Source organism: Kineococcus sp. GCM10028916 (assembly GCF_042674865.1).
In the GTDB taxonomy this organism is placed as follows: Bacteria; Actinomycetota; Actinomycetes; order Actinomycetales; family Kineococcaceae; genus Kineococcus.
In genome coordinates this window covers 260,061-272,088 of the sequence record NZ_JBHTFM010000001.1, presented here as the reverse complement: position 1 = coordinate 272,088, position 12,028 = coordinate 260,061, and the positions used below count along the sequence as shown (strand labels likewise).

Sequence of the window (12,028 nt, the reverse complement as noted above, 5' to 3'; positions counted from 1 at the left end):
CAGCGGGGCCGTCCCGGCCGTCAGTCGAGGAGCTCCCCGGTGGCCGTGTTGACCGCGGGCTGCGCCGCGGTGTCGACCGCCTGGGTGCCGCCGCCCTGCAACGCCTCGACGACGGCCTGCGCCGTGCGCGGTCCCATGCCGGGGACGGCCGCGACCTCCTCGGCGGAGGCGGCACGGAGCTTCTTCACCGACCCGAAGTGGCGCAGCAACGCCGTCTTGCGGGCCTGACCGAGGCCGGGAACGCCGTCGAGGGCGCTGGTCGTCATCGCCTTGCTGCGCTTGGAGCGGTGGTAGGTGATGGCGAAGCGGTGCGCCTCGTCACGGACCCGCTGCAGCAGGAACAACCCGGGACTGGTGCGGGGCAGCACGATCGGGTGCGTCTCCCCCGGCAGCCAGACCTCCTCCAGGCGCTTGGCCAGGCCGCAGAGCGCGACGTCGACGATCCCGACGTCCGCGAGCGCTCGGGCGGCGGCCTCGACCTGGGGCTGGCCGCCGTCCACGACGACGAGGTTGGGGGCGTAGGAGAAGCGGCGGGGGCGGCCGGTGTCGGGGTCGATGCCGGCGAGGACCTCCCCGCTGACCGGGGCGGAGGTCTCGATCTCGGCGCCGTCGTCGGTCTCGGTGATGCGTGCGTCGTCGGCCTCGTCGCTGCGCAGCCGGCGGAAGCGGCGGGTGAGGACCTCGCGCATGGCGCGGGTGTCGTCGACGCCGCCCTCGTCGCCGCGGACGGCGAAGCGGCGGTAGTCGGACTTCTTGGGCAGGCCGTCCTCGAAGACGACCATCGAGGCGACGACGTTGGTCTCCTGGGTGTGGGAGACGTCGTAGCACTCGATGCGCAGCGGGGCCTCGTCGAGGCCGAGGGCCTCCTGCAGTTCCTGCAGCGCCTGGCTGCGGGTGGTGAGGTCCCCGCCGCGGCGGGTCTTGTGCAGGACGAGGGCCTGGGAGGCGTTGCGCTGCACGGTTTCCATCAGGGCGCGCTTGTCCCCGCGCTGGGGCACCCGCAGGTCCACCCGGGAGCCGCGCAGTTCGGAGAGCCAGTCCTCGACGTCGCTCTCGACGGTGGCGGGCAGTTCGGGGACAAGGACCTCGCGGGGGACGCCCTCGCCGGTCTCGCCGCCGTAGACCTGGAGCAGGAGCTGTTCGACGAGTTCGGGGGTGCCGACGTCCTCGACCTTCTCGGAGATCCAGCCGCGCTGGCCCCGGACCCGGCCGCCGCGGACGTGGAAGACCTGGACGGCGGCCTCGAGCTCGTCGTCGGCGATGGCGAAGACGTCGGCGTCGGTGGCGTCGGGCAGGACGACGGCGGACTTCTCCAGGGCCTTGTCGAGGGCGCCGAGGTCGTCGCGCAGCCGGGCGGCGCGTTCGTAGTCGAGGTCGGCGGCGGCGGCCTTCATCTCGCGTTCGGTGCGGCGGACGAACTTCTGGGTGTTGCCGGCCATGAAGTCGCAGAAGTCCTGGGCGAGGGCCTGGTGGTCCTCGGGGCTGATCTTGCCGACGCAGGGGGCGGAGCACTTGTCGATGTAGCCGAGCAGGCAGGGGCGTCCGACCTGACCGGCGCGCTTGTAGACGCCGGTGGAGCAGGTGCGGACGGGGAAGACGCGCAGCAGCAGGTCGACCGTCTCGCGGATGGCCCAGGCGTGGGTGTAGGGGCCGAAGTAGCGGGTGCCCTTGCGCTTGGCCCCGCGCATGACCTGGACCCGGGGGACGTCCTCCGCCATGGTGACGGCGAGGTAGGGGTAGGACTTGTCGTCGCGGTACTTGACGTTGAAGCGCGGGTCGAACTCCTTGATCCAGGAGTACTCCAGCTGCAGGGCCTCGACCTCGGTGGTGACCACGGTCCACTCGACGCTGGCGGCGGTGGTGACCATCGTCATCGTGCGCGGGTGCAGGGCCGAGAGGTCCTGGAAGTAGTTGGAGAGCCGGGCGCGCAGGTTCTTGGCCTTGCCGACGTAGATCACGCGGCCCTGGGGGTCGCGGAAGCGGTACACCCCGGGATCGATCGGGATCTCCCCCGGCTTGGGGCGGTAGGTGGCGGGGTCGGGCACGGGTACGAGGTTAGGTCGCGGGTCCGACACGGGCCCCTCGTGGTCCTTCGTGGTCGCTCACGCACGCTTCGTTCCTGACCGAACACGTTCTGCGACAACGGGTGCGCAGTTGGTGTGAACTCTCGCCGGATCGCGGTGGAAGCACCTCGCCGGGGGTGTCCACCGGCCTACCGTCCGTACGTGGCCACCCCGACGATGAGCTCCGCCGACCTCCCCGTGCCCGAGCGTCCGCGGGGCCTGCGGCGACCGCTCGGGTTCCCCGTCGGCGAGGACGCTCCCGGCCCGGTCGCCGTCGTGCTCGGCACCCGCCCGGAGGCCATCAAGCTCGCGGACGTCGTGCGCCGGCTCGGCGGGGCCGGACTGCTCGTGCACACCGGCCAGCACGACGACGCCGCGACGTGGTCCGACGTCACGGCCCAGCTCGGCTTCGGCACCACCCCGCTCGGTCTGGGCGTCGGCGGGACCTCGCGCGGTCACCAGCTGGGGGCGGCGGTGGTCGCGCTCGACGCCACCTTCGCGCGGCACCGGCCCTCCTGCGTCGTCGTGCAGGGCGACACGACGGCCGCCCTGGCGGGCGCGCTGGCCGCGAACGCCGCCGACCTGCCGCTCGTGCACGTCGAGGCCGGTCTGCGCAGCTTCGACCGGCGGACGCCCGAGGAGCACCACCGCGTCACCATCGACCACCTGGCCGACCTCTGCTGCGCCCCGACCCCGACCGCCGTCGCCCACCTGCGCGCCGAGGGGATCTCCGACGAACGGATCCTGCTGACCGGGAACACCGTGGTGGAGTCCGTCCAGCAGCTGCTGCCGGCGCGGGAGGAGCAGGACCGGACCCTCGCCGGCCTCGGGATCCGCGGCGACCACCTCCTCCTGACGCTCCACCAGCCGGAGAACGTCGACAACCCGGCCGTCCTGCGTCAGGTCCTCGCCGAGCTGCGCGGCGTCGTCGCCGAGGGCCTGCAGGTCGTCTTCCCGGCCCACCCGCGGACGCTGGACCGCCTGCGCGGCAACGGTCTCGGTGACCTCCTCGACGCCTTCACGACCATCGCACCGCAGCCGCCGGCGGAGTTCCTGGCGCTGCTGGACCGGGCCCGCCTCGTGGTCTCCGACTCCGGTGGCGTGCAGGAGGAGGTCAGCGTCCTGAAGAAGCGGCTGCTCGTGCTGCGCCGGTCCACCGAACGCCCGGAGGTGCTGGGGACCTTCGCCACGCTGGTCCCGGGTGGCCTGCGCCTGGGCGCCGCGGTGCGTTCCGCGCTGGCCGAGGACCCGCGGACGCTGCTGGACGTTCCCTCCCCCTACGGCGACGGGTCGGCCAGCCGGGTCATCGTCGAGTCGATCGTCAAGCTGGTCGCTCCCTACTGACTGGACCACTGACCGCGCGCTCGAAGCGCACCAGGACCCGACCCGGGTTGTGCGGGTCGGGCGCCGCGCCCGCGTGCAACCGGCGGACGTGGGGCTGGCTCAGGAACGTCAGCACCCGCTCGCGCAGCTGCCCGGACCCCTTGCCGCACACGATCTCCGCCTGCGGTTCACCGCTCGCGGCGGCCCGCAGCAGGAACGTGCGCAGGCCGTTGTCGATGTCGCGGCCGCTGCGGAAGACGGGGTGCAGGTCGAGGGAGAGCACCCCACCAGGATGAGGCCTCAGCCGGCGTGGCGGAGGATCTCGTCGACGACCCGCGACAGCGGGGCCGTGGCGTCGATCCGGACGGCGTCGCGCGGCAGGTCCTCCCCGGTGGCGTGCACCCGCAGGACGAGGTCGCGCTCCTCGGGCCGCCCGCCGAACTCGTCGTCGCCGCGCGCGGCGAGGCGGGCGATCAGGGTCGCGCGGTCGAGGTCGAGCACGACGACGGCGTCGAAGAGGTCGAGGAACGTCGCGTGGTTGCGCGAGCCCCCGCAGAAGAAGGTGGCTGGGGTGCTCCGGTCCGCGACCAGCGTGCGGACCTCGTCCACCCGCCACAGGTGGTGGTCGTGGGTGCGACCGGTCGTGGGCTCACCGGATACCGGGTCCCCCTGGTACGCGAGTTCGGTGTCGCCGTTGACGGCGTGGTGACCGCGCCGCCGCAACTCCCGGCAGACCGAGGTCTTGCCGCTGCCGGAGACCCCCTCCACCAGGACGTTGCGCACACCCACCGCTCAGTGCTCACCCGGGAGCGACATCAACCCCGAGCGGGCGACCCAGCCGCGGACGGGACGGGTGAGGAGCAGGACCGCGACGGCGACGTTCAGCACGACGGCGGCCAGGGCCGTGACGCCGAACCCCACCACCACGAGCGAGGCGACCCCGAGGCCGCCGGCGAGGACCGAGAGGGCGAGGAGCACGACCCAGGCCAGACCACTGCTGCGCCGGATGCGGTGCAGCAGCCACAGGTCCAGCGCGAACCAGACCAGGGCGAGGACTCCGCGGCCCGGGAGACCCAGGTAGAGGACCTCGCAGACCAGGACGGCCAGGAGCCGGTGCCCCACCGGATGGGTGCGCCACCACGTCGTGTTCACGGCCCCAGCCTAGGCCTCGCCCCCGCAGCCCCGGGCCTCAGGCGCCGCCGTTGATCGCGGTGGTGCGCAGGGCGGCGGCCTCGACGCCGTGGGCCTTGAGGATCTCGTCGTAGCGACCGGCGGCGATGGACTGCTGGAGGGCGACCTGGACGGCGTCGCGCAGGTCGCTGCGGTCCTTGGCGAACCCCAGGCCGTAGGGCGCGGCCTGCAGCGGGTCCCCGGCGAGGGAGAGCGCGCCGCTCGAGGTGGTGACGAGGTCGGCGGCCGAGGGGTAGTCCTCGACGCCGAAGTCGGCGGCACCCGCCGCGACCCGGTCCGCGCTCTTGCCGTTGGGGACGTCGACGATCGCGACGGCGGGTCGCCCGGCGGCGGTGCAGAGCGCGGACTGCGCGGCGACGAGGTCGCCGTTGGTCGTGCCGGAGTTGACGGCCGCGGTGTGCCCGCACCACGTGTCGGGCGCGGCCAGGCCGAGGGGGTTCCCGGCCGCGGCGATGGCCTGGCTGCCGGCGATGAAGTAGTCGACGAAGTCGACCTTCTCCTGGCGGGCGGCGCGGTCGGTCATCGAGGAGACGACGAGGTCGACCCGGTGCGCGCCGACGGTGTCGATGAGGTCGTCGAAGCCGGTCTGGACGAAGGTCACCTTCAGGCCCATCCGCTGGGCCAGGTCGGTGACCACGTCGATGTCGGCACCGGTGAACGCGGTGCCGTTCATCGACTCCATCGGGGCGTAGGTGGCGTCGGTGGCCACCGTGAGGGTCCCGGGCGTGAGCAGGGGGAGGTCGACCGCGACCGTCGAGGCGGGGGCGGTGGCGGTGGCGTCTCCCCCGCAGCCGGCCAGGACCGGCAGGGTCGCCGCGAGGACGAGCGTGGCGGTGAGCGCCCGGGATCGGGACAGCGGTGCGGGCACGGTGGCTCCTCGGACTCCGGCGACGAAGGGGCCCGGTGGGGCCCCCGCTGTGTCCATCGGCAGCTGGGGCGGTGGGCCCGTTCACCCGTTCGGGTGTCGCTTCCTCGGCGCAACCGGTTCAGTCACCGCGACGGGACGCCGATGCCGAACCTCGTGGGGTCTGGTCCCCACCGACCGGTCAGGAGCCCCCGCATGTCCAGCACGACCGCCGCCCCCCGCCGTTCGACGAGTCTCGCCACCCGGGTCGCGCTGCTCGCGGTCACCGGCCTGGTGGGTGTCGCTGCCGTGGGCACCATCGGCCTCGTCGGTTCCGCGAGCCAGGACTCCGCCCGGACCACGCTGGTGCGTGCGGAGCGGGCCGCCACCCTGGCCGAGACGGTCGACGCGCAGCAGGCCGCCCTGCGCGCGGACGTGCTGGTGTCGGTGGTGGCGGCGAACGCCACCGACCGGCAGGCGGCGATGTCCGCGCTGGGCGACGACGCCGTCGCGCTCCGATCGGCGTTGCGCGAGCTGGCCGCGGCGGGCAACCCGCAGACGCGCGCGGCCGCCGAGCAGCTGCTGACCCAGTCCGAGCAGCTCGTCACGCTGGGCCAGCGGGTCGTCTCCCTCGCCAACCACGACGTCACCGACCCCGGTCAGGTCGCGGCCCGCGAGGCCGTACCCGCGTTCACCGCGCAGGCCACGACGGTCGCCGCGGCACTGCCGCAGATCCGCGAGCAGGCGTCCACCGCCCGCGCCGGAGCCATCACCGCGGCGGACGGTGCCCGGCGCAAGGCGCAGCTGCTGACGCTGGCCACGGCCGCCGTCGTCGCCGCTCTGCTGGCGGTGGTCGCGGTGACGGTCGTGACGTCGTTGCGCCGGCGGTTGCGCGCGACCGTGACGGTGCTCGAGGCGCTCGCCGAGGGCCGCCTGGACCAGCGCGGCGAGGTCGGTCGCCACGACGAGATCGGCCGGATGACCGCAGCGCTCAACACCGCTCTGGACCGGATGTCGGGCCTGCTGTCCCAGGTCGCGCGCTCCAGCGACGAGCTGACCGCGTCCGCCGCGGACCTGACCGGCGTCTCCGGTGACCTGCGCGACCGGGCCGCGGGGTCCGCGTCCCAGGCCGACGCGGGTTCGGCGGCGTCGGAGGAGATCTCGGTGACGATCCGTTCCGTCGCCGACTCCAGCGCGGAGATGGAACAGGCCATCGCCCAGATCGCGGCGGCGACCACCGAGGCCAGCCAGGTCGCCCATGACGCCGTCGCGGCGTCCGGGGACGCGGCCCGCACGGTCCAGGGCCTGGCCCGGTCGTCGGCGGAGATCGGCGACATCGTGAAGGTCATCACCTCCATCGCCGAGCAGACGAACCTGCTGGCCCTGAACGCGACCATCGAGGCCGCTCGCGCCGGTGAGTACGGCAAGGGGTTCGCCGTCGTCGCCAGCGAGGTGAAGGAACTCGCCACCGAGTCGGCGCGCACGTCGGAGACGATCGTCGCGAAGATCGCCGCGGCGCAGCAGGACGCGGCCGCGGCCAGCGTCGCGATCGGGCGCATCGACGAGGTCGTGGAACGCATCAGCGCGATCCAGTCGACGATCGCGAGCGCCGTGGAGGAGCAGACCGCGACGACGCGGGAGATGGTCCGCAACGTCGAGGAGATCGCGGCCGGGTCCAGCGACGTCACCCGGTCCATCACGGGGATGGCGCAGGACGTGAACCGCACGACGGGTGACGCCCAGCGCACGGCGGACGCGGCCGAGCAGGTCGCGCGCTCGGCCGCCCGCCTCGACGAGGCGGTCCGCAGCTTCCAGGTCTGAATCCCCGGCCGCTGTCGCGTGGGTGCGTCAGGCGGTGAGGACGTGCGCGTCGATGCTGCGGCCCGTGAGCAGCGCGTCCTCCTGCCCGTCCCCGTCGTGGCGCCCGTGGCGGCCGACCCGGGCGAGGTTGGAGAACGCGTCGAGCTGGACGTCGAGCTGCGCGCGGGCCGCTTCGACGCCACGGGTCGGCACGGGCACGCTGCGCGGCAGGCGGAGCACGTCGTGGTCCAGGACGCGGACGCCGCGGTCCACCCCGAAGGCGGGGAGTTCCGCGATGGCGAGCTGGGCGAGCTCGTGGTCGGTCCGGGCCGACAGGTCGTCGTCGCCGGAGCTCCAGAACTCCGCGCAGAGGACGGTCCGGGGTTCGTCGCGGAACGCGGCGGGCCGCCAGACCCGGGTGTTGGTGAGGCGTCCGACGCGCAGCGACTCGTCGTAGGCGGTGACGTGGTGGCTGTCCTGGCCGACGTCCCCGTCGAGGAGCAGGTGGACGAGGTAGGTGTCGCGGCTGCGCAGCGACGGGACGCTCGGGGCGGTGGTGCCGGGGAGCCACCGCAGCAGCACGGGCGCGGGGACGCTGGAGACCACGGCGCGGGCGGCGATCGAGAACTCGGCGGAGGTGTCGCGCACCCGGACGGCGGTGACCCGGCCGTCGGTGGCGCTCAGTCCGGTCACGCTGGTGCCGAGCAGGATGCGGGCGCCGCGGGCGCGCAGCCGACGGGCCAGCTCGTCCCAGACGGCGCCGGTCCCCTCGCGCGGGGTGAGGAGTTCGACGGGTCGCTCCCCGCCGCGGCGGGTGGCCTGCAGCTCGTCGGCGAAGGCCGGGGACAGGTCGCGGGGGTGAGCCCCGAGGTACTTGCGCGTGTAGGGGACGAGGAGTTCCTCGACGACGGCGCGGCCGTGGCTCGCGACGAGCGCCTGGTAGGCGTCGACGGGGGTGCGGGGTTCGCGGCGGTTCAGCGTCGCGGCGAGGCGGGTACCGGCGGCGCGGGCCGCGGCTCCGGCGCCGACGGTGCGCAGGACCTGCCCGGGACGGGGCGGGAAACCCACGACACGTCCGCGCCAGACGGCGGACCGCCGCACCCGGGTGCGTTCCACCCCGCCGACGGCGCCCGCGAGGTCCAGCCACCGGGTCACCGACTCCGGGTGGGAGTCGGACCGGAAGCTGTGGGGGCCGAGGTCGAAGCGGTGGCCCCACAACTCGATCGAGCGGGACAGACCACCGACCCCGGGGGCGCCGTCGACGACGACGACCTGGGCCCCGGCGTCGAGCAGGTGCTCGGCGGCGGCCAGCCCGGCGGGACCGGCCCCGATGACGACGACCGGCTGGTCGGTGCCGGCGCGGCCGGTCACACCCTCGACGACGAGCGCGCTCACGTCGTACTCCTCTGCCCCATGTGCTTCTCCCCGAGACGATCCGTGGTCCCCGCGACGAGGGGTCCCTGGAGCACGGCCCCCCGCGGCGGTGCGGTGCTCGTGGTCACGGTGTCGTTCAACGTCCCCCCGGGTCGCTACCGCGCGGAGACCCCCCGGAATCCGTGCGTGATCACGAGGAGTGTGGCAGGCGGGACGACCGTCGGGGCGGCAAACCCCCGATCTGCGCGCGAGAAACACGAAGCGTTCTCGACGGTGACCGGCAGTTGCCGAGGAGGGCACCAAACCTTCACGGGGAGTAGGTGATCGGGGCACTCAGCAGCCCCGATCACCGTCGCCCACAGGCGGGGCTCAGCTCGCGCGGGCTCGCCGACGCGTCGTCGTCGTCGCTGCCGTCGGGGTCTTGAGCACCTCGGCGAGGAACTGGCCGGTGTAGCTGTCCGGGTTCGCCGCGACGTCCTCGGGAGTGCCCTCGGCCACGACCGTGCCGCCGCCGTTGCCACCCTCGGGACCCATGTCCACCAGCCAGTCGGCGGACTTGATGACGTCGAGGTTGTGCTCGATGACGAGGACGCTGTTGCCCTTGTCGACGAGACCCTGCACGACACCGAGCAGACGGCGGATGTCCTCGAAGTGCAGACCCGTGGTGGGTTCGTCGAGGACGTAGATCGTCCGGCCGTTGGAGCGCTTCTGCAGCTCCGAGGCGAGCTTCACCCGCTGGGCCTCGCCCCCCGACAGCGTCGTCGCCGGCTGCCCGAGACGGACGTAGCCGAGACCGACCTCGGTGAGGGTCGTCATGAACCGCGAGATCGCCGGGACGGCCGCGAAGAAGTCCTTGGCCTCCTCGATCGGCATGTCGAGGACCTCGGCGATGGTCTTGCCCTTGAAGTGCACCTCCAGCGTCTCGCGGTTGTAGCGCGCACCGTGGCAGACCTCGCACGGGACGTAGACGTCGGGGAGGAAGTTCATCTCGATCTTCAGGGTCCCGTCACCGGAGCACGCCTCGCAGCGGCCGCCCTTGACGTTGAAGGAGAACCGGCCGGCCTGGTAGCCGCGCAGCTTGGCCTCCGGGGCGGAGGCGAACAGCTTGCGGATGTGGTCGAAGACACCGGTGTAGGTGGCCGGGTTCGAACGCGGCGTGCGCCCGATCGGGCTCTGGTCGACGTGCACGACCTTGTCGAGGTGCTCGAGGCCCTTGACGGCCTTGTGCCGCCCCGGCACCCGGCGGGCACCGTTGAGCTGGTTGGCCAGGACCGTGTAGAGGATGTCGTTGACCAGCGTCGACTTCCCCGACCCCGACACCCCCGTCACGCCGACCAGGCAGCCCAGCGGGAACTCGACCGTGACGTCCTGCAGGTTGTTCTGCCGCGCCCCCGTGACCACGAGCTTGCGGGCCGGGTCGATCGCCCGGCGCTGCTCGGGGACCTCGATGGCCCGGGCCCCGGAGAGGTACTGCCCGGTGAGCGAGCGCGGGTTCTCCAGCAGGCCCTTGAAGTCGCCCGAGTGCACGACCTCACCACCGCGCTCCCCCGCCCCCGGACCGAAGTCCACGATCCAGTCGGCCACCCGGACGGTGTCCTCGTCGTGCTCGACGACGATGAGGGTGTTGCCCAGGTCGCGCAGCCGGGTCAGGGTGTCGATGAGGCGGCGGTTGTCGCGCTGGTGCAGCCCGATGCTCGGCTCGTCGAGGACGTAGAGGACCCCGACCAGGCCGGAACCGATCTGCGTCGCGAGCCGGATGCGCTGGGCCTCTCCGCCGGACAGCGTGCCCGCCGGCCGGTCCAGCGAGAGGTAGTCCAGGCCGACGTCGAGGAGGAACCCCAACCGGGCCTGGATCTCCTTGAGGACCTGCGCGGCGATCCGCTTCTCCCGCGTCGAGAGCTGCAGGGCGTTGAGGAACGTCGAGCACTCGTCGAGCGGCATCGCGCAGACCTCGGAGATCGAGCGGTCGCCGACCTTCACCGCGAGGATCGAGGGCTTGAGCCGGGCCCCGTGGCACACCGGGCACGGCGTCTCGCGCATGTAGCCCTCGTAGCGCTCCTTGCTCATGTCCGACTCGGTCTCGCCGTGGCGGCGCTTGATGAAGTCGACGACGCCCTCGAAGCCGGTGGAGTACGAGCGTTCGCGCCCCCAGCGGTTCTTGTAGCGGACGTGGACCTCGTGGTCCTTGCCGCGCAGCAACGCGTCCTTGGCGCGCTTGGGCAGGGCCCGCCACGGGACGTCCATGGAGAAGGCGAGGTCGGCCGCGAGCGCCGTCATGAGCCGCTGGAAGTAGTCGGCGGAACTGCTGGCCCAGGGTGCGATGGCGCCCTCGTTGAGCGAGAGGTCCTCGTCGGGGACGACGAGCTCGGGGTCGACCTCGAGCTGGGTGCCGATGCCGGTGCACTCCGGGCAGGCGCCGAAGGGGGCGTTGAAGGAGAAGCTCCGCGGTTCGATGTCGTCGATGTCCAGCGGGTGCTCGTTGGGGCACGCCATCTTCTCGGAGAAGCGGCGCTCCCCCTCGGGACCCTCGACGTCGACGAGGTCCACGACCAGCAGCCCGGCGGAGAGGACGAGGGCCGTCTCGACGGAGTCGGTGAGGCGCCGCTTCACACCGTCCTTGAGGACGAGGCGGTCGACGATGACCTCGATGGTGTGCTTGAGCTTCTTCTGCAGCTCCGGCGGGTTGTCGAGGGCCACGACCTCGCCGTCGACGCGGGCACGGGCGAAGCCCTTGGTCTGCAGCTCGCGGAAGAGGTCGGCGTACTCGCCCTTGCGGTCGCGCACCATCGGGGCGAGGACCTGGAAGCGGGTGCCCTCGGCCATCTCCAGCAGCTGGTCGACGATCTGCTGCGGGGTCTGGCGACCGATCGGCTCCCCGCAGACGGGGCAGTGCGGCCGCCCCGCACGGGCGTAGAGCAGACGGAGGTAGTCGTAGACCTCGGTGATCGTCCCGACGGTGGAGCGGGGGTTGCGCGAGGTCGACTTCTGGTCGATCGAGACGGCCGGGGAGAGCCCCTCGATGAAGTCGACGTCGGGCTTGTCCATCTGACCCAGGAACTGGCGGGCGTAGGCCGAGAGCGACTCGACGTAGCGGCGCTGCCCCTCGGCGAAGATCGTGTCGAAGGCCAGCGAGGACTTGCCCGAACCCGAGAGGCCCGTGAAGACGACGAGGCTGTCCCGGGGCAGGTCGACGGAGACGTTCTTCAGGTTGTGCTCACGGGCGCCGCGCACGACGAGACGGTCGTTGGCCACCCGGGCGGAGGTCACCGATCGCGTCGCCGCGCTGGCGGCGGTCTTCGAGCGGGGACCCGGGGTGCGAGGGCTGGAGGAGGGAGAGCGAGTGGCCACGGGGCAACCCTAGGCGTCCCCTCCGACACGAGCCTCCGCGGTGTTCGGACGGTGTTCGGGGACCCCGGTCGGTGACGAACGCCCA

Annotated in this window: 9 protein-coding genes; 2 read left to right on the top strand and 7 right to left on the bottom strand. The window is 72.9% G+C overall.

Annotated elements, in window-relative coordinates:
- Positions 1 to 20: 20 nt before the first annotated feature.
- Positions 21 to 2,045 (bottom strand): excinuclease ABC subunit UvrC, encoded by a 2,025-nt coding sequence (gene uvrC / locus ACFQ46_RS01295; protein WP_380256414.1) that lies wholly within the window; start codon positions 2,043 to 2,045, stop codon positions 21 to 23.
- 180 nt (positions 2,046 to 2,225) lie between these two features.
- Here uvrC and wecB point away from each other — a divergent pair, with 180 nt between their 5' ends.
- A complete protein-coding gene (gene wecB / locus ACFQ46_RS01290; protein ID WP_380256412.1) occupies positions 2,226 to 3,407 on the top strand; it encodes a non-hydrolyzing UDP-N-acetylglucosamine 2-epimerase in 1,182 nt (393 codons plus the stop codon).
- Here the strand turns inward: wecB and ACFQ46_RS01285 are convergent.
- The 4 genes from ACFQ46_RS01285 to ACFQ46_RS01270 are packed head-to-tail and all read right to left on the bottom strand — an operon-like array spanning position 3,385 to position 5,445.
- A complete protein-coding gene (locus tag ACFQ46_RS01285) occupies positions 3,385 to 3,669 on the bottom strand; it encodes a Smr/MutS family protein (RefSeq protein WP_380256410.1) in 285 nt (94 codons plus the stop codon). The two genes, wecB and ACFQ46_RS01285, sit on opposite strands and share 23 nt — an antisense overlap.
- A 17-nt stretch (positions 3,670 to 3,686) precedes the next feature.
- On the bottom strand, positions 3,687 to 4,175 hold the full coding sequence (locus ACFQ46_RS01280; RefSeq protein WP_380256408.1) for an AAA family ATPase: 489 nt from the start codon (positions 4,173 to 4,175) through the stop codon (positions 3,687 to 3,689).
- Positions 4,176 to 4,178: 3 nt separating this feature from the next.
- Positions 4,179 to 4,538, bottom strand: coding sequence for a hypothetical protein (locus ACFQ46_RS01275; RefSeq protein WP_380256406.1), 360 nt, complete (start codon positions 4,536 to 4,538; stop codon positions 4,179 to 4,181).
- Between the two features lie 37 nt (positions 4,539 to 4,575).
- Entirely contained in the window at positions 4,576 to 5,445 is an 870-nt protein-coding gene (locus tag ACFQ46_RS01270) for an ABC transporter substrate-binding protein (RefSeq protein ID WP_380256404.1), read from the bottom strand.
- A 192-nt stretch (positions 5,446 to 5,637) separates the two neighbouring features.
- On the opposite strand from ACFQ46_RS01270, the gene ACFQ46_RS01265 reads away from it, so the two are divergent.
- A complete protein-coding gene (locus ACFQ46_RS01265; RefSeq protein ID WP_380256402.1) occupies positions 5,638 to 7,242 on the top strand; it encodes a methyl-accepting chemotaxis protein in 1,605 nt (534 codons plus the stop codon).
- A 27-nt stretch (positions 7,243 to 7,269) separates the two neighbouring features.
- On the opposite strand, the gene ACFQ46_RS01260 is transcribed toward ACFQ46_RS01265, so the two are convergent.
- Entirely contained in the window at positions 7,270 to 8,616 is a 1,347-nt protein-coding gene (locus ACFQ46_RS01260; protein WP_380256400.1) for a protoporphyrinogen/coproporphyrinogen oxidase, read from the bottom strand.
- Between the two features lie 348 nt (positions 8,617 to 8,964).
- Entirely contained in the window at positions 8,965 to 11,862 is a 2,898-nt protein-coding gene (uvrA, locus tag ACFQ46_RS01255; protein ID WP_380256784.1) for an excinuclease ABC subunit UvrA, read from the bottom strand.
- Positions 11,863 to 12,028 lie beyond the last annotated feature (166 nt).

Coding starts and splice junctions, on each gene's coding strand:
- ACFQ46_RS01265 (WP_380256402.1), top strand. CDS start 5,638: ATGTCCAGCACGACCGCCGCCCCCCGCCGTTCGACGAGTCTCGCCACC.